Genomic DNA, 25,804 nt, shown 5'->3' with positions numbered 1-25,804 from the left:
TCGCGTATCTTCTTTACCGGCAATCCGGATCGTCGCTGCGCTTGGGATCCTCGCAAATTCCGTCGCTCGCCGGGCCCAACACATCGACGGTGATGATCGAGCGGCGATTGGCATCGGTGTTACGGTTGGCCTGGGCGGCGTCGGCGGCCATGGCGGCAATCGCCGAATTGGCGTCCGCCGGCGTTACCGGCGTGGCGGTGATCGCCGCGCTCGGCACGCCGGTGATGTCACCCGCGGCGCTGAAATTGTCGGCATTGGCGACCCGCGCCGCCGCGACCACGACATTGCCCGAAGCGCGCACGCCCGCGTCGCCCGCATCGACTTCGCCGACCGGCGCGATCAGCACCACGTCCGACGGCGGATCGAGCAGGCTCGACCGGAACGTGCCGATGCCCGCGCCGGCGACGCTGCCCGCACTGTTGACTTCGCCCAGGCCGTTCCAGTCGAACCGCACGGTGATCGGCGGGAAGTTCGACGCGCTTTTCGGCCCCTGGCCGGCGTTGAGGTTGCCGTTGGACGACCACATCACGATGTCGCCGCCCGCCTGGGTGAAGACGCGGCTCTGGTTGAGGATGAAGTCGCCGTCGGTGAACGATCGCACCGCGCCGCCCCGCAGCGTCAGCACGCCTTCATAGCCGAGCGGCACCGATTGGAAGCCGTTGCCTATCCGTTCGCTCAGATATCCTGCCTCGAGGTACGGTGGGAGACCGACATTGATCGCGGAAAGGGCGGTGCCCCGCCTGTTCGCCTGCTCGGAGGTGCGCACCACGGATCCGGCGATGACGTCGCCCCCCGGGCCGAGGATATTGAGGCTGCCGCCGCGCCCGGTCTGCAGCGTGGCGAGCCGCAGGTCGACATCGCCGGTGTGCACCCGCGCGGCCGCCTGGGGCTGGCCATTGGCCACGATCCGCACCGGCTCGCCGAGCGGATGGTCGGCAGAGACCGTCGCCGGGTCGGTCGTGTAGAGCGCGAGATTGTCGGTATAGCCCAAGCGCGAGGGGAACAGCGCCTGCACGGCGCGATAGCCGCGGACATATTGCTGATAGGATGCGCCGTCCGGATTGCCGACCTGCTCGATCTCGTTGAAATAGAGCTGGTTGATCAGGAAATCCTGCTGGCGCAGTGGATCGACCTTGGTGAAGGCGGCATAGAGTTCGGCGAATTTGCCATAGGCCGCCTGAGCGCGCGCCGCGTGGCCGGCGTCGCTGTCCGCGAACGTCTGGCCGCCGAAGATCGTGGCAAAGGCCTGCGGGGCGTTCGCCTGCAGCCATTCGGCGAGCAGCGGCGCGTAGATCGGCCGCGTGCGATCGGGCGAGCGATTGCCGAACGCGTCGGTCACTTGCTCGAACAGATCGCCGTCGAGCCTGTCCTGCCCCCCAGGCGCCAGGTAGAGATCGCGCAGCCCGGCATAATCGGCGCCGGCCGCCATGCCGAAGCGCACGCTGAGCGCCGCGCCCGTGTCGCCCAGCCAGGGATTGTAATCAGAGCCGACCGTGCGGATGCCGCCCGCGTTGCTGAACGTGAGGTTCACCTGGCTCGAGAAGATGTTGGCCGAAGTTACGAACGGCCCCAGGTCGCGCCCGGCCTCGACGATCAGCGTGCCCGGACCGCCGAGGATGAAGTTGTTCGAGCGGACATAGGGATTTTGCGCGCCCTGTCGAACCGTGCCCAATATGTCGCCCCCGGCGCGTATCCGAGTGACGTCCGAGGTCAGCACGTTTTGGCCGAGGAAATACATGTCGACGATGTCGCCGCCCGCGGTGATCCGCGCCTGCTTGGGCAGGTAGATCGCCGAGCCGAGAATGTCGCCATTGCTGTAGATTCGCACCGGCTCGGGATCGTTCAAGTGGGTGGTGAAGCGATTATGCTGCTGGCGCAGCCGGCTGTCGGTATCCGCCGCGGTGACGTACGGGATCTCGTAGGGCAGCTTGGTGTTGCGGTCGCTGAAAGCGCCGCCGAGTATCGTCGACTCAGCGTCCGACATCGCGATGACCAGCTGATCGATGTCGCCGGCGCTGAACAGGCGCAATTGGCCGATCGGCGACGGGTAGAGCAGATGCGACATCCCCGGGGTCAGCGCGACGCTGCCCGACATCGCGGTAATCTCGAACGATGGCGGGAGCACTTGCAGGTAACGGCGCGGTGAAACGCTTTCGAGCGCCTGCCCAAAATCGCGGGTGTCGGTCGATCCGCCCACCTGGGTTGCCGTCTGTGCGAGCGCGGCGGTACCGTTGGCGGTGAGGCTGAAAAGCGCTCCCGGACTGTAGAAGCCGAGCGAAGTGGGGTCTTCGACCGCGACCGGATTGACGCCGAGCGAGGATACGCTGGCGATCGTCGCCGAGCCCCGCGCCGAGAGATCGACCACCGCGTCGGTGATGCGGATACGCAGATTCTGCGGCACTGCGCCGGGGATCGCCTCCGTGCCGAACGCAGTGACGTCGCGATCGGCATGGATGTCCGCTCTGCCCACGGCGACGTCGTAGCGTCCCGCAGCGATGTCGCGTCCTGCGAACAGCGAAAGATTGCCGTTGCCCAGGGTCAGCATCGCCGTACCCGCTGCGCTGGACGTGGTTGTCACGCCGCTGTCGAGCGCGACAATCAGCTCCCGCACGTCGCGGCCCGCTGTCACGCTGACATCGCCGCCCGCCAGCGCCCCCGCACCTGACGAGAACAGGGAAGGCGCGATCCCGATCTCGGTGTCGATACCGACGATTCCCGTTCGCCAGCGCTGGCTCTGCAGCCCGACCACCGCGGGATCGCGCGACGGAATCGAGCCGCCGGCGGGCGCGCGGCCCTGGTTGAGGAAATATTCGCTCCACACGTCACGTCGGCCCAGCACGTCACGGCCCGCCTCGATCGAAACATCGCCGCCCCCCTGGGCGAGTACGGCGATCGTGTCGGAAAGGCCCTTGGGCGAGGGAATGAAATTCACGCGCTCGGGCCGGAGCGCCAGATAGGGGCTGTCGGGGGTCAGCGTGACCAGACCGCCGCCCAGAATGCGCGCGTGTATGTCGACCGGCGCGATGCGAACGCCCGCGGTGTAGACCGCGCTGCCACCGACCTGCGCGACCTGGTTGGTGGCGCCGTAGTTCGGCGCCGCCTGGCTCAGGCCGGTCTCGGTCCGATAGACCGGATCCGACGTCGTCCGCAGGTCGACATCGCGCGCCGCCGCCAGCGCGATCGCGCCGTCTCCGGTGCGGATCTCGGTGCGGACGAACGCCTTGGCCAGATCCCCCGCGCCATAGCTCAGCAGGGTCGGCGTGCGATTGGCGGTGTAGCCGGTCCGTCCACTGGCGAGCCCGGCCTGATAGGTCGGCTCGAACGATTGCAGGAAGGCGGTCACCTCGCCCAGGGGTGCGATGATCCCCGACGGCGCGTTCGCCGCTCCGACGAAGCGATAGCCCTTGCCGGCAAAGTAACGCTGCGCCGCCGCACGCGCATCAGCGCTCAGCCCGGTGGTCGCGGTTCCCCAGTTGAGCGCGGTGTAGGAATCGGCGGTGAGCGCATTGACGCCGCTCGCCGTCTCGCTCGTGTCGACGAGCTCATCCAGGTCGAGATTGAGGTTGTTGGTGCCCTGGCGCAGCTGGAACTGGAGCTCGCCGGCGAAGCTCACCGTCCCGGTCGCGGTCAGGCTATAAGCATATTCGCCGGCGACGCGCAGGTCGGCCGCCCGCGCGCGATCGACCTGGAGCGGATTGGCAGACAGCGCCGTCCCCGCGCCCGCGACCAGACGCAGGTCCGACGAACGCATCGCGTTCTGGTCCGAAAGCAACGGGAACAGCTCGGCGAAGCCCAGCGAGTCGCTGCCCTCGCCGCCGGCTGCGGCGCCGTTACCGGCGAGCGCCAGCGGCGAATTGACGAAGGGCGCGCCCGAAAGCAGGTCGCCCTGCTGCGCCGCAGCGTTGAGCGCGATCGTCAGCGTCTGCGCCGCGGTCGGCGTGCGCGTGACGCCGTCCGGATAGCTGACCACCGTGCCGCAATTGGCGTTGTTAGTGCCGCAGGTCGCTTGGACCGCCGGTGCATAAGCGCGGTTGCCGCCGCCGAGCTGGTAGCTGACATAGGCCGGGTCGGACTTGTCGCGGAAAGTGAAGAAGCCGTCGCTGATGCTGCGATTGACCGTCAGCGCCCCGCCCGCGCGCAAGGTCACGACCGGCGCCTCGCCCCGCGCGGAGCCGCCGACGCGGTAAAGGAAGTCGGCGTGGCGCTCGAGCAATTCGCCCTCGCGCCCCGGGTTGACCGCGTAATAAGGCTGGCCGGTCGCCGGATTGGTGCCGAGCTCGGGAAGCACGCGCAGCACGCCCGCGTCGACCGCGGCCTGAAGCTGCGCCGGAGTGAATTGCGCCGCCGCCAGGTTCCACTGGGTATCGGTGCGCACCGCCCCCGCCGCATCGAGCTCGATGCCCGGGCGCAACCGCATGCCGTCGAGGCCGCTGCCGTCGAGCGTCGACACGCCGAACCCCTGGATGAAGCGCACGAACGACTCGCGGCCGTCGGCGAGGAGGAAATCCTCGGTGAACGGATTGCGCTTGCCGCCGCTGTTCGCCGCATTGGCCGCGAAGCTCAGCGCCAGCGTGCCGTCAGCGGTGCGGGTCAGCCCCGAATAGAGCCCGCTCGCCGCCAGCGCGTCGAGATCATAGCGCTGAAACGCCTCGAGCTGAACGCTGTCGGCGCCGAGGATCGTGCCGCGCTGGCTCAGCGCCACCTTGTCCTGCGCCGCGCCGATCACAGGCGCGCGGAAATGCACCGTCCCGCCGACATCGGGTGCGGCATGGCGATAGACGTTCACCGGAGCGCCGGTCGACGGATTGGTGATGATCTCGGGGATCAACCGCGCGCCACTCTCGCCCGCCGCGAGCGCCGCCTGTGTGCGCCGCGCGCCGACGTCGATCACCGCGCCCTGCGCGATCGTGATCGCAGCGTCGCTGCGCGCGATCCCTATCGTCACATCGCCCGCCGAGGCCGGCCGCGTGTCGCCATCGGCATAGCCGCTGGTGTGCGTGTCAAGCAACGCGGTCGCGGCAAGGCTCACGCCGCCCGCCCCCCACAATGCGATATCGCCACCGTCGACCTTCGCCTTTCGCGCCACATCCGCCGAAAGCCCGACGATGCTCGCGCCGGAGGTGTCGATCGTCCCGCCGATCTGGATCGTGCCTCCATCGGCGACAAGGGTGACCGCACCGCTCCGCAGCTTCTGCCCTGCCGCGAGCACAAGGTCGCCCGCCCCCGAGCGTATCTCCACTTCGCCACCGAACAGCCGCCCGTAACGCGTCGCGAACCCGCCCAGGTCGAACGCCGACTTGCCGGCGTCGAGCGCGACGTTGCCGTCACGCGCGCCCTGCGCATTCGGGTTGATCACGGCGTCCAGCACCAAGGTACCGTTACCCGCGAGAAGGTTGAGCCGTCCGGCGCTGCCCGTGCCGCTGTCGCTGACCAGGGTCGAGCGCGCATCGGTGGCTAGATTGCCGCTGCGGCTGAGCAGGTTGATCGTGCCGCCCCCCGCCGAGACCGTAACCGGATCGGCAGCGTCGCCGAACACCGCCTGATAGCCCGGCGCCGACAGCGTCGCGCCGGCGAGCGTCACGTCGCCCTGCGCTTGTACGTCGATGATTCCTGCCGTCGCCCGCACCAGTGCGCCTTCGATCCGCGCCGAGGCGACCCGCGCGTCGATCGTACCGATCGCGATCCGCGCACCCGGCGCGACATTGCCCTCGGGCGCGGCCACGGCTCCCGTCGGCGCGACCAGGGCGAAGTCGCCGCTAGTCAGCAGCGTGTAGTCGGCGCGCACCTTCTGCCCGCGCGGATCGGTGACATCGGAGCGATCGGCGAGGAATGGCGCGCGCAGCGTCAGGTCGGCCACGTCGCCCGAGAAGCTGCCCTTCGCCTCGACATAGATCCCGCTCACGCCTGCTACCGTCACCGCATCGGCGAAGCCTGCGGCGCGTACGTCGTTCGCGCCCAGCCGCACCGTTCGCGCGTCGATCGCCAGTGCGCTCGCAGCGCCGCAGAATCCCGCGACGCTGCAGCCGTCCGACGCTGCGCCCGAATTGGCGATTCGGACGTCGCGCGCCTGGAGCGTCACCGTCCCCGTCGCCGCCGAGGTCGCGGCGATCGCGGCGGTGTCGAGCACCAGATCGTTGAACCGGTGCGTGCCCTGCGAGAAGCGCACCGCCCCTGGCGAGCGGATCGTCAGTCGCGATGCGGCGGCGAGCTTGGCTTCGAGCGAGGCGCCGATCGCGCCCGGCGTTCCTGCCGCATTGTCGTCGAACGCGATCGCCTGGCCGCTCAGGGCGATCAGCGGCACCGCGATCGTCGCGCGCTCCGCCACGGCTAGCGAACCGCTGGTATCGAGCGTGAGCGCGTTTCCGCTGAGCGACGCCGCGCCAATCGCGATCGTCGAATCGCTGGCGCCGGTACGCGTCACCAGCCGCTCGTCGCCGCTCGACAGCCGCACCAGCGATCCGCCGCCCGCAACCGAGAAGTCGCTGCCCGCCGCTACGCCCGCATCGCCGACCGCGCGCAGCACCGCGCCGTCGGCAAGCGTGACCTGCGAGCCCGCGCCCGCGACCGCCAGCAGCAATTCGGGCGCCTGCAGCGTCGCGCCGCTCGCAACGGTGATCGATCGCGCGGTCACTGCCAGCGCGGTGGTGCCGTCCGCCGCGTCGCTGCGCCGCCCGCCGATCAGCAGGCTCGCCGCGTTGAGCTGGGCGAGCGCCGAATCGGCGATCATCACCGCACCGGGGGTCGCTGCCGCACCGGCCGCGGCGACGACGATATTCGTCCCGATCAGGTCGAACTCGCTGCCCCGCCCGCCCGCGCCGGCGCGCGTGTCGAATACCCCCGCCAGCCGCAGCTCGCTGAGCGGGCTCAGCACCACCCGCGCCGCATCGAGCGGGATACGCGGCCGCGCGATCCCGGCTTTGTCCGCCTTGTCGGCGATATAGGCCGAGCCGCTCGTCGTCTTGATCGACGAATATTTGCCGAACACATCCTTCGATTGGATCGTGAAGGAATGGCGCGTCGATTCGCCGATCCCGGTGCCGGCATAGCCATAGCTGCCGCCGACGATCACGCTGCCGTCGAGCAGCGTGGCGCTCGTCCCCGGCAGCGGCGTGACGGCGTCGCCGGTCTCGACGAGCCGCAACGCGCCAGGAATCGACATCGCATATTTGGCAGGGAGCAGCAGATATTCGCCCGCGGCGACGCCCGGCGCAGCGTCGAGGCGGACGCTCAACCCAGCCTGCGCGCCATAGAGATCGATCGGACCGGCACGGCCGTAATCGCGCGAATATTCGAGATCGTAGAGCGCAATCCGGCTCGCTTGCTCGACCGGCACCAATGCGAACACCTGGCGCTGGTCGGGATAAAGATAGCCCTGCCCCGTCGCGCGGTCATACCCGTTGCTGCTGAACGCATCGCGATTGATCCGATCGAGCACGTCGCGCGATCCGCCGACCCCCGACTGAAACTCATAGGCGAACAAGTCGCCGCCGCCGCGCCCGTCGATCCGCGCGCCGCCGTCCTGCACGATCGTGCCCGCGGTGAGTTGCAATTGCCCGGTCGGGATGCGCGTGATCGGCGTGGGAAGCGCCGGCGAGAAATATTCGATCAAGTCGGTGGTCGTGCCATAGGGCACATTGAGCCCGGCGCCCGATACGGTGGTCACGCTGCCCGCGCCGAAGCGGATCGACTGGGTCGTGGCGTCGCCTATCTCGAGCAGCCCGAGCGGCGCGGCGAGATAACCGTCCTGGACGATCGTCGGCGCCAGCACCCGCAAATAGGTCCCCGCCGAGAGCGGCGCAGGTGCATTGGCATCGAGATAGGTGTTGCCGAAGCGGATGCTCTGCAGCGAGCGGATGTCGTAGGGCAATGCGAGGCCGTCGGTCACGCCCTCCAGGCGCGCCTGCAGATTGCCCGTGCCGGTGGTCGCATAGGTGCGACGCGCGTCGATGGTGAGCGCACCTTGGGCCGTGAGCGATCCGGTCAAGGTGGTCAGTCTGGAATTCGTGATGCCATTGCCCAGCACGCCGCTCAGCCGCACGTCTCCGGGCGTGCTGAGAGTCGTCGCGGCGAGCGACCGGTCGAAGCTGATCGCGCCGACCAGGTCGAAGCCTTGGGCGCCGGCGCGTAGCACCAGCGCGCCATCGCCGACAGTCTGGATCGGATTGGAAGCCAGCGCGAGCCTGCTCGCCAGCCGGACATAATTGGCGCCGACATCGGCACGCGTTCCCACCGTCGCGCCGACCCCGACCCGGCCGACATTGACATCGTCGATGCCGGTCGGATCCTGCGATGTCACCATCAGCGCCTTGCGCAGGAAGAGCGAGAAATCGCCATCGAGCGTCAGCGATCCGCGCGCGATCAGCGTGTCGAATCCGCTCGCGGTGAGCAAGTCCGGCGTCAGATAATTGGCGCCCGCTTTCCCGGCACCGACGCCCAGCGTCGGCCGGAGCCATTCGAGCGTCCCACCCTCCGCATTCGCCGCGCCGCCATGCGCGTCGATCGGCGCGGTGCCGAGCGAACCGCCGCCCAAAGCCGAGATCCGCCCGCCCGCGCTCCATTCCAGATAGGGCGCATAGAGTCCCTGGCCGAGCGCCTGGTCGTAGATCCCGCTCGCGCCGCTGATGTCGACCGCCGCGCCGTCGCGCCGCACCAGCGTCCGCCCGCTACTGAAGGCCGGTGTCAGCGTGGCGGTCGTCCGTCGTGTGATTTCGCGCGGCGTGGCGAGGCTGATGCTGCCGCCGTCGATCACCCGCCCGGCGCGGATCCGCTCGCCGCTAGGACGCAAGGCCGCATTCGGATCGAACAGCGCCACGCCCGACAGGTCGGTGACGCTGCCGGTATCGAGCACGATCCCCTGGCTCGTATCGACCAGCCCGAGGAAGTGGATCAGCCGATCGGCGCCTTCGCGGGAGACCAGTTCCGCATTGGTGAGCACTCGTGTCGTATTGGCGGGGTCGACGATGCCCGCGGCGTTCGCGGCCGATTCGGCGAAGCGCCCAGCCGAATCGATCGGCCCGCCGAACGCGTCGGCCAGCCCCCGCCCGCCAAGCGCGGCGTCGCGTACCCCCAGGCCCGACGTGATCAAGCGGGCCGGCAAGTCGTTGCGCTGCACGATGCTGCCGCCCGGAAGCACGATCCGCCCGGCATTGTAGAGCTTGGAAACCGTGATACTCGCCTGGGGCGCGCCGCTGATCGTCCCGCCGGCCAATATGTCGAGTTCGGTGAGCCCGCCGAGCACCAGATTGGCCGCGCGCTGATACCAGACCTGGTTCGGCTTGATCGGCGCGAACAGATTCTGCGCGGTGACATCGGCACCGGTCGCCAGACCGCGCAGCGCCTGCGCCTGCGCGGCGCTCAGGATCGACGGCAACACCCACTGCGTCAGGTCGAGCGTCTCGCCGGCGCCGACCACCAATCGCGTCGTCTCGAGGAACGCCGACTTGCCGGCCTGCGCGTTAGTGAACAGATCGTCAACGAAGCGCGACCGATAGCTGCTGAGGTCGAGCGTGCCGAAGCCCGTCGTCCGGAAGAAATCCAGCCCGATATGAGTACTTGCGGCCCGAGTTTCCGATCCGAAGCTGATATCGGGCGCGACCAGGGTGAAGCGGCCGCCGCCGGCAAAACCGAAGCCCTGAATCGCCCCCGCGGCGATGTCGACGGTGGAACGCGGATCGACAACGATCGCCGAGCGCAGTGGCCGAAGATCGCCTTGAGCGGGCAATGACGTGAAATCGACCGACTGGTTGTTCCCATAAAACGGCGCGTCGCTGAAAATCTCCTGCGCACTGGTCAGCACACCGCGACCCGTCGTTTCGGTCGACGCATATACCGTGGCATTGCGCAGCGTGACGTCGCCACCGCGACCGTCCAGCACCAGCCCGCCGACCGTGTCGGCATAGCCGCCCGACGCGACGTTGAGCCGGCCGCGCACGCGGATGCTGCCGCTCAGGTCGATGCCCTTGGTCGCCGTCGCATAGTCGGTGCCGATCGCCGCGAAGATGCTCGGCGCGACCGTCAGGCTGATGCTGCCGCCGTCCGAGAAAGCGCCACCGCGGGCGATCCCGCCTTCGGTGAGATCGTTGACCCACAGGCCGGCCGTCGACAGGCTGCCGCCGACCACGATGTCGAGCGGGCTGGCGGAATTCATGCCTTCGGGGAACAGCCTGACCAGATCGTCGCCGGTGCCGGTGCCGTACAGGCCCGCGCGGAAGATCGACCCCGGGTCGTTGAGGCCGCCGGCAAAGGCCGTCACGGTAGCGCGGGTCTCGGCGGTGATGGAACCCGATGCGGCGATCACGCTGCCGTCGAAGCGGATCGTCCGACCCGCGGTCACGCGCAGCGCGCCGCCGGGCGCGAGCTCGACCTTGGAAGGACCGGCGATCGTCAGCGCCGCGGCGCTCTGCAGGCTCGTCGCGTTCGCGCCGGCGAAGGTCACTTGCCCGCTCGCCGTCAGCCCGAGCAGCGACAGGCCAGCGTTCGACAGCATGTCGTCGTTGAGGAGCAATTCGGCGGCGTTCGATTGCGCGGCGCCGCGGCTGCCGTGATAAACGAGCACATCACCCATGCTGGCGATGCTGAGCGCGCCGCCCGCCGGCAGTTCATAAACGCTGGCCTGCAGCGCGCGCGCACCCGGCTGGACGAGCAGGCTCGGCCGGTCGCCGCCGGCGACTTGCCGCGCCCCCGCGAAGCTGTCGCCGTGGAAGATCCCGTCGATCGAGACTGCCGGCGCCGCGATCGTCAGCGCCCCCGCGTCGCGCCCCTCGTCATAGGCGCTGTCGGTGCGGCCCGCGCTTGCCGGCGCGTTGAGGTGCGACCGTACGATGCCGAAGCGCGGCTGAATCTCGGTAAAGCCCTCGGCGACGCCGACATAGACGTCGTTGGGATCGGCCTTGCTGATGTCGACGATGCGGCCGTCGCTCGCGATCAGCCGGCTGGTACGTACCGTTCCCGCGGCATAGCTGACCCAGCCGCCCGAGAAATCGATCGTCGCGTCGCGCGCGATCCGCACCGTTGGCGCGTTGGCGGCGTCGGGCGTGGCGGTGGCCAGCAGCGTGTTCGTCGCGAGCGTTACCGCGCCGCCCTTGGTCATGAACTCTGCGGCAGTGGCGGGAAGCTGTCCGGCCAGGCTCCCCGCCTCGATCAGCGGCGATCCGATCCAGGCGACACCGTCGGCGCGCACCCCGTGCACGCGCGGATCGACGAACAGAGTCGCGCCGTTCAGCGAGAAATTCCCATCGAGCGCGACCTCGCGGTAATTGGGCGTGTCGCGCAGTTCGTTGCGCTTGACCGGAGTGATCTCGATCGCGTTGCGCGATGCGTCGAGCTGGACATCCTTGAGCCCGCTGACGTCGATCATCGCGCCGCTGGCGATGTCCACCTTGCCGGGAAAGGCGGTGTAGGGCACCGGGTCGGTCAGGGTCGTCGCGCCGATTGACACATTGGCCCCGGGCGCGAGGATCACCGCGTTCTGGCCCATCGTGAAATTGGTCGCGACGCGTTCGCCGAACGGCCGGCTGGCGGACTGCAGCTGCGTCCCGATCTCGATCTGCGAGGCCTTGAACGTCGCCGGCTCGGCCGCGGTGCCGATCGGGATCGTCTCCCCGCTCGCATCGGCGAGGATCTCGATTCCCGCCGCGCGCGCCGCATCGGCATTGCCGCCCAGCGTGACATTGCCCGAAAGGATCGCGATCTTGCCGTTGCGCGAGACGCTGGTGGTCGCCGCCAGCATCCCGGTTAGGTCGACCGATCCGAACGCGCCGGTGCCGAGCGACAAATAACCCCGCCGCGATTCGATCAGCCCCGAAACGCGCACCACGCCGTCGTCGGGCGTGCCCGCCCGCGGGACCGCTGTCGCCGGGTCGATATACGAGAGGCTGTTCAGCCGATAGCCGCGTACATTGGGGTCGGCATCGGTCGCCGCGCCGGTCGACGCGACATAGCTGACCGCGCGCCCGGCCTGGAGGCTGACCTGCCCATCGGTCGCGCGAAGAATGCCGGCGCTCTCGATCACCGGCGCGGTGAGCATCAGGAAGCCCCCCGCCCCGGCGGTCAGCCGCGCGCCCGAATCGACGGTTATCGCGCCTTCCACCTGGGTTGCGAAGCGCGGCGACGTCACCGGGCCTTGGCCCGGCTCGAGCAGGGCAGAAACCAGCAACGGGACATCGCCGTCCTGCGATCCGGTGCTGCCCGTGCTGCCGTTCGCCGGGCCGAACAATCCGTTCTGCAGGAAGGCGCCGTTGCGCTCGGCGATCGTCGTGGCGCGCAACGGCGTGCCCAATCCCGCCGTGAACCGCATCGCATTGCCGAGCTCGAGCGTGCTCGCGAGCAGCGAGTGGGTGTTCACCTGCGCACTCGCGCCGAATAGGATACCCTGGCGATTGAGCACCATGACGGTGCCGTCGGCCTTTAGATTGCCGAGGATCTGGCTCGGCGCCACGGCATCGGCGACGCGGTTCACCGCGACCCAACCCGGCTGCGCTACCCCATTGGACTTCTGATTGAACTGCAGCGTGGTGTTCGCGCCGATGTTGAAGCTGTTCCATGACAGCAGCGCACGTTCCTGCGTCTGGTCGATCGTGACCTGGACCTTGCCGTCGACCGTCGCCTGGCTCGGCAGCCCCGCCCCCTCCCAAGTCTTGAGCCCAGTCGCATCGTTCGAGAAGCCAGCGCTGACCAGCAGCACCTGCGCGCGCTGGGGGTCGCCCGCGCGCGCGGCGGCGATCGCTTCGCGGATCGTGTCGGTGGGATCGAGCCCGCCCGCCGCCAGGCCGTCGCTCACCGGCGGCCGACTGCCGGTCGCAGCAACCCGGGCGGAGAGGATCAGGCTGCGGATCTGCTCGGTACGCGACAGCGTCGCGCGCTGCCGCGCCAGCGCGCCGCGCGCGGTCGGGCTGCGCAGCGGCGTGGCGCCCGGGGCCTGCACCTGCGGCCGCGGTGCACCGACCCGTGCCGCAAGCCGCGCCGCCGCGGTCTGGGCCTGCACCGGCGCCGCCGACAGCCCCGCCGCCAGCGTGGCGAGGCTCGCTCCGATCATCAGCATCGCGCGGCCGCGGCAAGGAGGCAAAGTCATCGGGGAACTCCACGCGAAAGGCGGCGCGAACCAGCGCCGGAGGAAGAAAAGATGCGCCCGTCAGTCATTCTTCGGCGGCGCAGGATTTACGGCCGGACGCGGCGCAGCATCGGCACGATTGTCGTAGATGCGGTCGCCGCTTTCCTGGAGCTCGGCCTCGAGCTTGCGCCGTCCTGTATCGAATGGGAGGAACGCGCCCTTGCGATAGCGCTTGCCGTAGGACTCGATCAGCTCGTTGCCGATCGCCGCCAGACGCGCATTCTTCTCGCGGCATGCGGCGATCTGCGCCTCCGCGTCACGCTGCCCGGCAAGCGCGCCGCGCAGCCGCGTAATCTCCTCCTGCGCCGCGAGCATCTCGCGTTGGAGGTTGGCGACTTGCGCGTTCGGATCCGCCGGAGCTGCTTGCTGCGCCGCCGGCGAGGCACCCGCGGCGCCGAGCAGCAGCGCCGTTCCCAGGAGAGCGAGCCGGCGCATCAGAACGCCACTCCGAGGTCGAGATGGAGCACGTCGATCGCCAGCGGCTGGTCGACGATCTCGTTGGCGCTCAGCCAGCGCCCGCCGACGGTGATCCCGTCGAACAGCGCATATTTACCGCCGATGAAATAACCCTTTGCGTTGGTGCCGCCCAAATGGAAATCACTGTCGGTGAAGATGTCGGGCACGGCGTCGCTCTCGAGATATTTATACCCCGCCTGGAGCGCCCAGGCCCCGCGTGGCGCGCGCACCGCCTCGCTGTTGAGCAAATCGCGGTGCCCGATCGCGAAATAGCCGGCATAGCCCTGGTTGCCGCCGACGAAGCGTGCCGTGGACCCTGCCTCGCACACCCCGTGCAGATCGCCCGGCACCGCGACGAAATTGTTCTGCGGCTGGCCTTCGCCCGCGACACTCTCGTTGCAGATGTTCTGTGGATCGAACCCGAAATTGTAGAGATATTGCCCGGTCACGCGCGCAACCACGGTATCGCCGATCGGCACCGACACCGTGCCGTTGACGTCGAGCACGCGGAACCCGAACTTGCGCCCGACCAATTGCGGCTCGATGATCGCAGCGTCGCCCGGCCGCGCGCTCGGATCGAAACGACGCAGGAACATCCAGGTATTGCCCTTGGCCATCAGCGCCGGCGCGAGCGCGTCGGTCGAGCATTGCGTGCGGTCGCTCGAATAGACATCGCAGGGGTCGGAGACATGCCCGCGCAGATAGGTGAAATTGTGATAGGCGACTGCGAGCCGCCCGTCCAACCCGCCCTCGAACTTCTTCCCGATCTCGGCCTGCGCGGTATAGAGATACTGGTCGCGGAAGTTGCGCTTCTCGATCGCATAGGCCGGGTAATTGTCGTCGCCGAAATTGATCGGGAACGCGCCGCCGCGGATCGCCAAAGTGAGGTCGTCGCCGAGATAGCGCCCGGCGTCGACTTCGCCATAGACGCCGTCGAACGCCAGATCGGGATCGAACATCAGGTCGGTCGAGCGCAGCGGATTGTCAAACCGCCCGATCATCGCGGTCACGCCCTTGATCGGCTCGCCCTTGAGATAGGCGTTCTGCAGCCACACGTCGCGCTTGCGGAAGCCGCCGCCGAGCAGCGCGTTCGTCGAAATGGGCCCGGGATCGTCACCGGTGGCGAGCTGGATGCCGACTTGGAAGTGCCCTGCCACGGTGGCGTCGACGCCGAGCCGCGCGCGGATCTGTGCGGTGTTGAACCGGTCGTTGGTCGCGTTGAGGACCGGCAGGAAGCCGCCGAACGTGTCGATCGGCCCCGTCGCGTTCCAATTGGACACGTCGATGATCTGGTTCGAATTGGTCTTGGAATAGAAAGCCGAGGCCGAGCGGAAGCGCAGGTCGCCATGGACTCGGATCTTGTTGACCCAATCGGGCGCGCCCGTGCCCGGCGCCGCCCAGCCTTCCGCCTTGGCCTGTGCCATCACTTCGGTGCGCAATTCGTCCTTGATCTGCGCGCGTACAGTCTCGGGGACATAGGGCACGCGGATCGTTCCCGCCGCGGGCGGCGGCAGCGACGCGACCGCCTGCGAGCCGGCCGGCGCGGCAGCGACCTGCGCCGCGCGCGCCTGCGCCGCCTCGGCCTGCGCCTGCTGCATCAGTGCCGCGCCCTTTTCAGGCGTCAGCACGCCCTGCTCGATCAGCAGGCGGACGAGGTTGACCATCGCGCTGTCCGACGGCGCCGCGCCCTGCGCGAATGCGGGCACGGCGCCCAGCAACGCGATCGCCGCCACTCCGCATCGCCATGCGCGCAATGTTCGGCCAAAATCTCGATACCCCGACATTCCGAATCCCTTTTGCTCGCGGCGCCGCTCAGAGCGGGCGCCGCCCCCGAACCGTGATCTTGTATGGAAAGGCCATTGCCGGCGGCGGCGGGTCGAGCGTCGCCCCGCGCAGCACTTCGGTCAGCCGCCGCATCGTTGCATCGTCGTCGCGCCCGCGCGCCTCGACCAGCCGCGCGCCGGTCACGCGCCCCTGCGCGTCAACAGTGAGCAAAAGGTCGGCCGAGAAAGCGAGCCGGTTGAGCCGGTCGTCGCCTGACACGCGCTGCTGCAACGCCGAGCTCAGATAGGAGCGATAGAAACCGAGCCCGATTCCGCCGCCGCGCGCAGGCCCGCAATTGGTGCCGAGGCACGTGCCCGTGCTCGACGGCGCGCCATTGCCGCCGCCGCTGCCCGCCGAAAGCCCGAAGGCGTCGCTTCCCGCCTGCGCCGGCGCCGCGATCGTCACCGGCGCGGCCTGGGGCTGCTGCTGTTGCGGCTTCGGCGCGTCGACCGGCGAGGGCTGCGGCTGCTCGGTTGGTTCGGGCGGCTTTTCCTTGGGCTCGGGCGGCGGCGGTGGGGGTGGCGGAGGCGGCGGCAGCATGCTGACGATCTGCGGCGATGGCGCCTCGACTTTCACCCCGCGCACGGCGTTGAGCTGTTGGTAGACGAACCAGGCCAGAGCCAACACGAGCAAAGCCGCGACGCCATACGGCGTCCAGCGCGGCAGCCCACGCGGCTCGCGGAACGTCTCGAGGGCTGCCTGGGCCACCGTCCGATCCTCAGGCGCCGCCGGGGCTCGGCTTGCCGGTCACCAGCCCGACCTTGTTGAGGTCGAGCTGCCGGCAAAGGTCGAGCACTTCGGTGATCTTGCCATATTGCGCGGTCTGGTCGCCCTTGAGCACGATCGGCACGTCCGGGTTGCTCGCCTTGGCGTTGCGCAGCCGCGTTTCGAGATCGGCGAGCGTCACCGGGAAGGCGTCAATGAAGATCTGACCCTCGTTGGTCACCGTGATCGCGATCGTCTTGGGCTGGACCAGGCTCTGCGCCGCGCTCGCCTTGGGCAGGTCGACCTTGATCCCCTGCACCGACGCGGTCGCCATCAGGATGAAGATGACGAGCAGCACGTAGGCGAGATCGAGCATCGGCGTGATGTTGATGTCGTCATACGGCTTGCTGCGCTTGTTGATCTGCATGTCGGCTCTCCTCGATCCGCGCTCATTCGGCCGCCTGTTGAAGCGCGGGCGGGGGCAAGTCCTCGCTCTGCATCTCGGCGAGGCGGGTGATCAGGCGATCGACGAACACGCGCATCTCGTCCGAGAGCGCAGTGATCCGGGAATTGAGATAATTGTACCCGAACAGCGACGGGATCGCGCAGGCGAGCCCGGCGATCGTCGCCATCAGCGCCGCGGCGATACCCGGCGCGATCGCATTGACGTTGACGTCGCCCGCCAGCGCCACCCCGGCAAAGGTGTTCATCACCCCGAGCACGGTGCCGAGTAGCCCGATGAACGGTCCGCCCGAGATCGCGATCGTCAGCAGCACCATCCAGCGCTCGAGCTTCTGGTTCTCCTCGACCATCACCGCGTCGACCGCGGCGCGCATCGCCTCGACTGCCTCTCCCGACAGCGGACGCCGGCCGCGGAGCTGGCGGCGCACCTCGAGCTCCTCGACGCCCATCTCGTAGAGGTGCGCGAGCGGCGCCTTGTCGATGAAGGCCAGCTCGGCGGGCCCGATATCGGGCACCTGCTTCATGCTCACCAGATCCTCGTGCAGCGCGCGGAAGCGCCGTAGGAACGCGGCATTCGCGCGGACCGAACGGTTGATATAGCCGGACTTGGAGATGATCACCGCGATCGCCAGCGCGAGGATGACCATGCACAGCCCGATGATGAAGGCGTCGATGATCTCGACCTTGCTCAGCACGTAGAGGAAGGTGCCCCCGCCCGCGCTCTGCCGCTCGGCCGAATCGGCCACCGTCACCAGCTTGTTCGCGGGCCCTTCGGACTGCGCTGCGGCTAGCAGCATCGCCGCCGGGCGCGCGGTCTTGGCGAGGCGGATCTCGTCGAGCTCGCCGGTGAACGGCCGGCCGGCACCGCCGCCAAGGGTGATCGGCCCGTCGAGCGCGGGCATTGCGCCCGCGACGTTCGCCGCCTCGACTCCGTTGAGATAGAGCCGCAGCGCCTGGCCGTCGGCGACGAAGGCGAGATGCGCCCATTCGCCCTGCTTGAGCGCACTGGTTCCCTGGATCCGCTGCTCACCCAGTTGCGCGAACGGCACGCCGTTCGCCGTGCCGAGCACCAAAGGCCCGCGCGTGAATATCGCCTGCTCGCCCGCCGCCTGATCGAGCCGCACCCAGCCCGAGAGCGTCAGCGGCGCGCCTGCGGGCATCGCCAGCGAGGGCGTTGCGGGAATGGTCAGCTCGCCCTGCCCAGGGAAGCGCGCGGCGCGGGCGATCACGCCATTGTCGTCGACCCCCGGCGCACCGTTCTGCGCGCCATTGTGGTTGGCGGTGAGGTCGGCGGCCGGACGCCCGGCATTCTCGCTGAAATGATAAGCGGCGAGCGTGTCGGGATCATAGGTGGCGGCGATGTCGCTTCCCGCGGGCGCGTTCTTGTTGCCGAAATACAGCCAGATCTGGCGCTTCTCGCCGCCATTGAGATTGGGCACCGACACCCATAAGGCGGCGAGGCCGTTGCCGGCATCGAAGCGCTCGATATGAAATGGCAGCGGCGTCTTGCCGTCGGTGTCGACGACGCGGAGATCGGCGCCGTTCTGCATCGCGTCGGTGAAGGTGAAATTGCCGTTGTGCAGCCGCACCAGCAGCACCGTCCGGCCGATCGCGCCGCTCAGATTGGTCCCCGAGGGCGAGGTGTCGACCGTCACTGCCTTGCGGTAGGGCCAGTCCTTGTTCCACCAGCCTCCCGCGGCCTCCTGGGCGATGCAGGGCGTCGCGACGAGCATCGCGATCAGCCAGGTCAGTATTAATCGGCCCACGTTTGCATCCCCCTGCTAAATCTCAGAATTCGCCCTTGAGCGAGAAGGTGTATCGCGCCTCGCCGCGCTGGCTCACCGGCCCGTCGACCACCGGCATACCGACCAGGACCTCGCCCGAAAAATTGTCGAGCAGACGGAAGCGGAGCCCGCCGCCGATGCCCCCGATACGGAAGCGCGATTCCTGCTCGAGCCCCCGCGCCCGCACCCGCGCAAAGCCGAGATCGCCGAACCAGAAGGCGCGCAACTCGTCGATCGGGCCGCTGATCAACCCGGCAATGTCCGGCGAGCGCAGTTCGACCGATTCGACATAGCCGTCGTCGCCCACCGCTTCGGAGACGTAATAGCCGCGGACATTGGTCATGCCGCCGATGCCGAACTGCTCGTTGGTGACCAGCGGCGAATCCGCGAGTTGGCCCGACAGGCGCAGCGCCAGCGCCATCTCGCCGGGCAGCTCCTGCACCCAATTGGCGTCGACATTGAAGTGGACGAAATTCTCGCGCGCATCGACACCGCGGCCGCTGAACTGGTCCTCGGGCACGCCAACGCCCCCGCCCGGGAGCGCGCATGCCGCGGCGGCATCGGGCACTTGGCCCTGGTCGAGCGCGACGCAGGCCGATCGCCGCACGACGCGGAAGCCCGCCGTCGCGCCGATCGTCACATCGAAGCTGTTGCCTTCGCCATAGCCGCCCACGCTGTACTCGACGACGCCCGGCAGATAGCGGATCGGGGTGGGCCGCAGCGGCTTGCCGGCGAGGAACAGCCGCTCCTTGAACGCCTTGAAGTCGGGGCCGAAGCTGATCTGCTGCGACAGCGTGTCGCCGGGCAGCCGATAGTTCGCGCGCAGCCCGATCTGGGTGCCGTTGCCGAGCACGTTGGTGCCGCCCAGGGACGCGACGTTGCTGTTCGAGCGATAGCCGTAGATCGTGAAGCTCCACGGCGTCCCGATCAGCGGCGCGTTGTACGATGCCGAGAAGACTTCGCTCTGCCGCCGGTCCTGCGGCGCCACCGAATAGGTCAGCGAGATCGTGTGGCCGAGCTCCCACAAATTGGTGTAGTTCGCGGTCGTCGCGACGCGCAGCGGGTGCGTCGACGGGCTCGCGTCGTTGTTGACCGTGAGCACGCCGTGATAGGGCCGGCTGTCGTCGACCTTGAGATCGATATCGACCGTGCCCGGCACCTGGCCCGGGCGGAACACCGGGTCGATCGTGCGGTCGGGCACGCGATTGGCCTGCGCCACTTCCTGTTGCAGCTTCTTGAGGTCGACCGGCTGGCCCTCGACCAGCGAGGGCACCTGCGCGCGCACCACCGAAAGCGCATGATGCTCGGATCCCACGACGCGCACCCGCCCGACCGGGGCCTCGTTGATCGCGATCAGCACGATCCCCTGCGAGAAGCTCTCGGCGGGCTGGACCGGCACGTCGACGAGCACCGCGCCATAGCCCTTGGCGGCATAGGCGTCCTGCAAGGCCTTCTGCGCCGCGATGACGTCGTCGTTGCTGCGCCCGGGGCCGAGAAAGGGGTAGATCAGCCGCTCGATCTCGGCGCTCGACAGCTTGGTCACCCCGGACACGTCGAACGCGCCGATCATGAACTTCTCGGGTGCCTGCTCCTGCGCGTACGCCGGCGACGCCGCCGCCATCAGCAGCGCGCCGCCAATCTCGCGAAAACGGATCCTGCGGGTCATGCGGGGCGCGCTCAGACCAGAATCAGGCGTTCGCTCGCGGCGAGCGCGACGGCATGGACCTTGTTGACCGCACGCAACTTGGTCGCGGCGTTGGCGAGGTGGAACTCGACCGTCCGGCCGGCGATCTCCAGCGCGCTCGCGCTCGCCGGCACCGTGCGGCCCATCGCCGCAAGCTCGAGGCACTGCATCTCGCGCAGCGTGAGCTCGACGCGGCTCTGTGTGGCGGGTGCAAGCGGGATGAGCGCCTTGGCGCGGACGTGGAACTGCATTCCGGCAAAGGCGAGCTGCGGCGCGCGCTCGGCGAGCAACCGCGCGGTCCCGCCCTCGTCGACACCGAACAGGCTGAGATAGGCCGGTCCTGCGGCATGATCCTGCACCGGCACTGCAATCCCGGCATGAACGCCGCGGCCGCGTTCGCCGTCGAGCCATTCGCGCTGCAGCCCGCTGGCACCCGGCGCGGCGCGCGTTGTCCAGGCGAACGGCGCGAAGGCCGATCGCATCATCGCCGCCACCGGATCGCAATCGAGCCACGCGCCCGCGCCGTCACGCGGCGAAGTCGAGAGAAAGCGCGCCGGTGCGCCCGCGGCGGCCTGCGCCGCATGCCCGATATGGACATAGCGCGCGCCGTAGAAGCCGAGATCGCGCGCGAAATGCTGGATCCAGCTGCGCAACGCCGCGACGCTCGCGCATCGGGCGAGTTCGGGCTGGCGCGCCTCGGCCGCCGACCCTTCGATCGAGTGCGGAGCGCGCTCCAGCACACAGGTTGCAAGCATGGATCCCCCCATCAGCGCCTTGCTGACAGGACACTTGGCTGCGCAGACCGCGGCAAAGAAAATTTGTTACATTTTGGTTTATGTCAGAGTCTTTTTATTGTCACATTTTGCGGATGGGTAGACTGGATAATGCTCGATCCGGGTCATCCGGAAATCTTAAGTTTCTACGACAATTAATCACTTCTTCATGTTCTGATGATCATCGTATAAGACTTATTTGTTGGACGAATTTAAAGTCGGCAATCACCGATCATTGACCTTATTATTGCATCTATACGAAATATTGGCGGCCTTCGCGGTGTTGTCTAGAACGAAATCGGCGCGAATTAATGCGCTTTTCCACAGGATCGAAATAAGCTGGTCACCGTGGCACCCGCCGACGCGCAACTCGCCAGCAAGCCACTTCCGCCCTATCTTCGCGTCATGGTGCTCCCCCACTCCCTGGCGCTCGTCGCGGCGGCGGCGGCAACCCACGCGCTCCCCGCGGCCGCACAACAGCGCGTCGTGTTCGACATCCCAGCTCAGTCGCTCGACAGCGCGCTCGACCAATATTTTCGCATCACCGCGGTGCCCCTGCTCTATGCCAGCGGGCTGACCAGCGGGCGCCGCTCGGCACCGGTCAAGGGCGTGTTCACGCCGCGCGAGGCCTTGCGCCGGCTGCTCGGCGGCACCGGGCTGGTCGCGCGCTATACGCGATCCGACGCAGTGGTCGTCGCCCCCGCCGACAGTCCCGAGATCCGCGACACCGCTGCGCTGATCCCGCTCGGCCGCGTGGTCGTACGCGAGCGCGCGCCGACCCCGGCGCCCCCGCCGCTCGACCGGCGCGTCTATTATGACCTGCTCGAACAGGCGCTCCAGGCGCGGCTCGAGGCCGACAAGCGCACCGCCCGGCGCGATTTCAGTGCCGTAATCGGGATCCGGATCGGCGAGGACGCCAGGGTCGCGCAGGTCCGGATCGAGCGCAGCAGTGGAGACGGCACCACCGATCGGCTGCTCCGGCTGGTTCTGACCGGCGCCGCGATTCCCCATCCCCCCGCGGGATTGACCCAACCGCTGCGCGTCGCGGTGACCGGCCGACGCTGACCGCCTATCGCCTAGAAGTGGATCAGTCCTCGTCCTACCGCTAATGCCACTGCGCGCACCTTGGACGGCGCGCCAAGCTTCTCCGCCGCGTTCTTCAAATGGAACTCCACCGTCCGCCCGGTGATCCCAAGCGCGGCACCGGTATCGGCGACCGTCCGCCCCAGCGCCGCCAGCCGCAGGCAATCGATCTCGCGCGGCGTCAGTGCTGTCTGGACATGCGCGCGGTCCGAGAGCGGAAGCACCTGCTTCGCGCGTGCATGGAACTGCATTGCGATGAAGGCGAGTTCGGGCGCCCCGCGCTCGCACAGCAGCCGGGCATGCTCCGCATCCCCGCCGAAGAAGTTCAGATAGGCCGGCCCAGCGCCGTAATCCTGCACCGGCGCCGCCGCCCCGCCTCGCACCCCGTGGCCGCGCTCGGCGGCAAGCCAGGCCTGGCTCGCTGCATCCGGCCGTAGGATCGGCTCAGCATCCTCGAACCCACCGGTGGACCACGCGAAGGGCGCGAAGGCACCGCGGACATGCAACGCGATCGGATCGGCGGCGAGCCACGCCGCGATTTCCGCGCGTTCGCTCCATTCGCGTGTCGACAGGAATCGCGCCGGCCAATCGCGCGTGCGATGCTCAGGATCGACCAGCGAATGCCCGATATGGATATAATGGCAGCCGACAAAGCCAAGCATCTGCGCGGCGAGCGAAAGCCAGTCGCGCAGGTCCGCCGCGGTCCGGCTCTCGCCGATCCGCGCGACCAGCATCGGGACGATCGCGGGCAACGCATCGATCACCATCGTGCCCCGCACGGGCGTTTCCGACTGCATGCCCCCAGCCCGAGCTGCGCCTGCGAGAAGAAATCGTCGATGCGATCGATATGGTAGGTGCCGCTCAGCTGACGCTCGGCCAGTTCGGCATTGGCGAGGAAGACGCGCCCCGGTCGATAGCGATTGATCTCGGCGACGACGCTCCGCATCGCCATGTTGTGGAAGATCAGCGTGCCCGATTGCCACGCGGTCAGCACGCCGGTGTCGACCCCGCTGCCGACCGTGCCGATCCCGGCATCGTCGTAGCGCACGTCTTGCGACGCCTGCAGCCGGCGCGTCTCGCCCGCCCAGGCGACCTCGACCGCGCCGCCCAGGCACGTGATGCACACCCCCGTTTCGTCACGCCGCGCGTTGAAGCGCGCCGCGTGGCCGGTGCTCCGTCCCGCCCCGGCGAGCAACGCGACGCGCGCGCCCGGGCTGCTCCCGCTGGCGAGCACCGCCTCGCCGTGAATCAGCTCGACCGCGGGAAGGTCCAGGTCGCCGCGCAGCACGATCGCGGTGCGCGTGTTGAGATCGATCGACGCGCCGCCGGCCAGCCGCACTAGCTTGCGCTGTCCGGCGCCGGTGCTGAAGTCGGCGCGCAGGACATCGGGCGAAGGAATCAGGTCCAGCGAACGGCCAGCCGCCAGGATTCCCACTAGCGAGGCGGCGATCGCACCGCCCATCACCATCCGTCGTGACAGCGCGGGAGGCTTGCGGAAGGGCAGCACTACCGCGCTGTCGGTCTCGACCGCCGTCTCGCCGCGCTCGACTCGCGCTACGAGTCTTTGGAGCCGCACCGCCGAGCGGAACGCTTCTTCATGCGCAGCGCTCGCCCCCCGCCAGGACAGGAACTCGGCCTCGTCACGCTCGGTGGCGGCACCGGATTGGAGGCGGTTGAGATGCTCCAACCCCTCCAGCCGGAGTCGCGCGAGCTCGGCCTCGCCCAAGATGGTGTCCCCCTTCATTCGCGATTGCCGTCCCATGGCGCTGTGAACGCGGCGCATCCCGTCATCTCGCGCCTCCTTATCGTCTAGACACTTGCGCGAGCCGAAACTGCAAGTCGGCGAGCGCGATTTCGCGCGTGGCGGCATGGATCTGGCGGGTCGCGAGCAGCAATTCGTGGCGGACGGTGCGGATCGCCAGCCCGAACTCGGCGGCGATCGCCTCGTGCGAAGTCCCGTCGACCCAGGCCTTGCGGAAGATCGCATGCCGCCGCGACGGCAACGCATCGAGCGCGCGCTGGACCGCCGCGAGCTCCGACCGCGCCTCGAGGATGCGCAGCGAATCGGGCGCCTCGTCGGGGATCTCGGTCAGCGTCTCTACGTCGGCCGCCGACAGGTGCCGTGCCTCGGCGCGATTGCGATTGCTGGCGATGTTAATCGCCATGCGGAACAAATAGGATTTTGGATTGTGGATTTCGCCGAGATGGTCCGAGCGGCGCAGCCGGATATAAGTGTCCTGGAGCGCCTCGCCGGCGAGCTCGGCCGATCCCAGCCGCGCCGCGAGCCGCCGCTTGAGTTCGGGATAGGTGGAAAGCAGCAGCCCGACCAGGCCGTCACGGCCGGATTGGCTCACAACGCCTCGCTGCAGGAGGGGGCCGCCGCGCGCGTCAAATTGCCTAACCGCCGAGTTGCGCGCGTTGCTGGATCAGCGACGAATCGATCTCGACGACGAACTCCAATTCGCCTGGTAGCATCGGCGGGATCGGCGGCAGTGGACGCGCGCGCTCGAGCGCGGCGAGCGCGGCATCATCGAGCAGGTCCGACCCCGAGCTGCGCTCGATCCAGCTGTCGAGCACATTGCCCAGACGATCCAGGCGAAACGCGAGATGCGTCACCCCGGACAGTTGCAGCCGCCGCGCCTCGGCGGGATAGCGGCTGTTGCGCGCGACGATCTCGTAGAGCCGCCGCTGATAGGCGCTGAGCTCGCCCACTGGAATCGGCGCCGCCGCGCTGGTGGCGGCAGCAGCGGTCACGACCGGAGTCTCGGCAGCACGCGCCGCGACCGTCACGGGACGGATCACGTCGCCAAATGGCCGTGCCGGCGCATCGTGCCGATCCGTCCCCCGCAGCGACAGGCGGTCGGCGCTGGGAGCGTGCTCGGATCCCGTCTGGGTGCCGCTTTCTCGCGCCAGCGGCAGAAACTCGATGACCAGCGCCCGCTCGGCGCGCTGCGCCTTGGCCCGCGGCGGGGTTTCCCACCAGCTCGGCAAGAAGAAACCACCCAGGAGCGCAGCCTGAGTCACGAAGGAGCAGAGCAGGCCGACGATGTTGATCCTGCTTTGACCGGGCATGAATATTCGCATCGGATTGTCAGCCGAAAATCGCTAGGCAACCAATATCGGACTCGGATGTTACATGCCGTTGACGAGTGTTTTCCACAGCTGTGCTTTCCCACAGGATTAAACGACGGCTGTTGCGAAATAAGACTTTGCGCCAACCCTTTCGCATCAAAGAATAGCAGCTGCGCGCCGTCATTTGCGCCGGCGCAGTACGCCGAATTTATTTCGCGGCTGGTGGCAGCGTCTCGCGGTCGAACGTGATCGTCGGCATCTTCACGTCGAGCGCGCGAACCATCTCGGCGGTCAGATCGTTGGAGAAATTGCCGCCCAATACGGTGTTGCGGTCGACCAGCAAGCCGCATTTATGCTGGCCATAGACCTGCGCGATCACCGGCTGCGCTTCGACCGAAATCCGCTCCAGCGCCTTGGCGCGAGTCGCCTCGATTTCGCGGCTGCGCTGATTGGCGAGCAATTGGACCGGGCGCAGCCGCGCGGCGAGCGCCTGCTCGCGCTGTGCGCGCTGCTCAGGGGTAAGTTTCGACGTTTCTTTCTGGAGCGCTTCGACATCGACATCGATCGGCTTGCGCTGCGCCTCGACCTCGGCCTGGGCAGCGTCGGTCAATTGCTTGATCCGTGCCGAAGCGGCGACGCCGGCCTTGGCATTGGCGAAGATCGCTTCGCGCGACAACAGGCATATGCCCGGCACCACTGGTCCGCCCAGCCCCGGTTGCTGGCCAGAAGTCTGTGCCTGCGCGGCCGCGGGAACCGAGGCGAGCAATATGCAAAAACTCAGGACACGCATTGAGAACCTCCGGCGAGCGAACGATGCGCTGCTGCCGGACGCGAGGCGCCGAATATACTGTGC

General features: G+C 68.3%; 14 protein-coding genes. 1 reads left to right on the top strand and 13 read right to left on the bottom strand.

Translation table 11 applies throughout. The annotated features are described in order from the left end of the window. Positions 1–13: 13 nt before the first annotated feature. The 8 genes from AC3WJI_RS09730 to AC3WJI_RS09695 all read right to left on the bottom strand — a co-directional run bounded on the left by AC3WJI_RS09730 (position 14) and on the right by AC3WJI_RS09695 (position 20,763). Positions 14–13,069: a filamentous hemagglutinin family protein gene (locus AC3WJI_RS09730; protein WP_492757059.1), complete on the bottom strand. Its 13,056-nt coding sequence runs from the start codon at positions 13,067–13,069 to the stop codon at positions 14–16. A gap of 60 nt (positions 13,070–13,129) precedes the next feature. After that, positions 13,130–13,543, bottom strand: coding sequence for a hypothetical protein (locus tag AC3WJI_RS09725; RefSeq protein WP_492757058.1), 414 nt, complete (start codon positions 13,541–13,543; stop codon positions 13,130–13,132). Then, on the bottom strand, positions 13,543–15,297 hold the full coding sequence (locus tag AC3WJI_RS09720) for a putative porin (RefSeq protein WP_492757057.1): 1,755 nt from the start codon (positions 15,295–15,297) through the stop codon (positions 13,543–13,545). The genes AC3WJI_RS09725 and AC3WJI_RS09720 overlap by 1 nt, the downstream gene beginning before the upstream one ends. Before the next feature lie 79 nt (positions 15,298–15,376). Beyond that, positions 15,377–16,096, bottom strand: a complete 720-nt coding sequence (locus AC3WJI_RS09715) for a TonB-dependent receptor (protein WP_492757056.1) — start codon at positions 16,094–16,096, stop codon at positions 15,377–15,379. 10 nt (positions 16,097–16,106) lie between these two features. Next, positions 16,107–16,520, bottom strand: a complete 414-nt coding sequence (locus AC3WJI_RS09710; RefSeq protein WP_492757055.1) for an ExbD/TolR family protein — start codon at positions 16,518–16,520, stop codon at positions 16,107–16,109. A gap of 22 nt (positions 16,521–16,542) precedes the next feature. Next, the gene (locus AC3WJI_RS09705) at positions 16,543–18,321 is read right to left on the bottom strand and encodes a DUF2341 domain-containing protein (RefSeq protein ID WP_492757054.1); all 1,779 of its coding nucleotides are present in this window, start codon (positions 18,319–18,321) and stop codon (positions 16,543–16,545) included. A 22-nt stretch (positions 18,322–18,343) separates the two neighbouring features. Further along, positions 18,344–20,005 (bottom strand): ShlB/FhaC/HecB family hemolysin secretion/activation protein, encoded by a 1,662-nt coding sequence (locus AC3WJI_RS09700; RefSeq protein WP_492757053.1) that lies wholly within the window; start codon positions 20,003–20,005, stop codon positions 18,344–18,346. 11 nt (positions 20,006–20,016) lie between these two features. Continuing rightward, positions 20,017–20,763: a helix-turn-helix transcriptional regulator gene (locus tag AC3WJI_RS09695; protein WP_492757052.1), complete on the bottom strand. Its 747-nt coding sequence runs from the start codon at positions 20,761–20,763 to the stop codon at positions 20,017–20,019. 381 nt (positions 20,764–21,144) lie between these two features. Here AC3WJI_RS09695 and AC3WJI_RS09690 point away from each other — a divergent pair, with 381 nt between their 5' ends. Further along, entirely contained in the window at positions 21,145–21,861 is a 717-nt protein-coding gene (locus AC3WJI_RS09690) for an STN domain-containing protein (protein WP_492757051.1), read from the top strand. An 11-nt stretch (positions 21,862–21,872) separates the two neighbouring features. On the opposite strand, the gene AC3WJI_RS09685 is transcribed toward AC3WJI_RS09690, so the two are convergent. The 5 genes from AC3WJI_RS09685 to AC3WJI_RS09665 form a co-directional block, all read right to left on the bottom strand. Continuing rightward, the gene (locus AC3WJI_RS09685; protein ID WP_492757050.1) at positions 21,873–22,658 is read right to left on the bottom strand and encodes a helix-turn-helix transcriptional regulator; all 786 of its coding nucleotides are present in this window, start codon (positions 22,656–22,658) and stop codon (positions 21,873–21,875) included. Further along, positions 22,640–23,623 (bottom strand): FecR family protein, encoded by a 984-nt coding sequence (locus AC3WJI_RS09680; protein WP_492757049.1) that lies wholly within the window; start codon positions 23,621–23,623, stop codon positions 22,640–22,642. The genes AC3WJI_RS09685 and AC3WJI_RS09680 overlap by 19 nt, the downstream gene beginning before the upstream one ends. A 58-nt stretch (positions 23,624–23,681) precedes the next feature. Beyond that, positions 23,682–24,233 carry an RNA polymerase sigma factor gene (locus AC3WJI_RS09675; protein WP_492757048.1) on the bottom strand — a complete coding sequence of 184 codons (552 nt, stop codon included), beginning with the start codon at positions 24,231–24,233 and terminating at the stop codon, positions 23,682–23,684. 43 nt (positions 24,234–24,276) lie between these two features. Next, positions 24,277–24,951: an energy transducer TonB gene (locus AC3WJI_RS09670; protein ID WP_492757047.1), complete on the bottom strand. Its 675-nt coding sequence runs from the start codon at positions 24,949–24,951 to the stop codon at positions 24,277–24,279. 208 nt (positions 24,952–25,159) lie between these two features. Further along, the gene (locus AC3WJI_RS09665) at positions 25,160–25,741 is read right to left on the bottom strand and encodes an OmpH/Skp family outer membrane protein (protein WP_492757046.1); all 582 of its coding nucleotides are present in this window, start codon (positions 25,739–25,741) and stop codon (positions 25,160–25,162) included. Positions 25,742–25,804: the final 63 nt, after the last annotated feature.

It is taken from the genome of Sphingomonas sp. FW306-1B-B10E (genome assembly GCF_058782005.1).
This window is presented reverse-complemented; position numbering and strand designations above follow the sequence as displayed.

Coding starts and splice junctions, on each gene's coding strand:
- AC3WJI_RS09725 (WP_492757058.1), bottom strand. CDS start 13,543: ATGCGCCGGCTCGCTCTCCTGGGAACGGCGCTGCTGCTCGGCGCCGCG.
- AC3WJI_RS09730 (WP_492757059.1), bottom strand. CDS start 13,069: ATGACTTTGCCTCCTTGCCGCGGCCGCGCGATGCTGATGATCGGAGCG.
- AC3WJI_RS09665 (WP_492757046.1), bottom strand. CDS start 25,741: ATGCGTGTCCTGAGTTTTTGCATATTGCTCGCCTCGGTTCCCGCGGCC.
- AC3WJI_RS09670 (WP_492757047.1), bottom strand. CDS start 24,951: ATGCCCGGTCAAAGCAGGATCAACATCGTCGGCCTGCTCTGCTCCTTC.
- AC3WJI_RS09710 (WP_492757055.1), bottom strand. CDS start 16,520: ATGCAGATCAACAAGCGCAGCAAGCCGTATGACGACATCAACATCACG.
- AC3WJI_RS09700 (WP_492757053.1), bottom strand. CDS start 20,005: ATGACCCGCAGGATCCGTTTTCGCGAGATTGGCGGCGCGCTGCTGATG.
- AC3WJI_RS09680 (WP_492757049.1), bottom strand. CDS start 23,623: ATGAAGGGGGACACCATCTTGGGCGAGGCCGAGCTCGCGCGACTCCGG.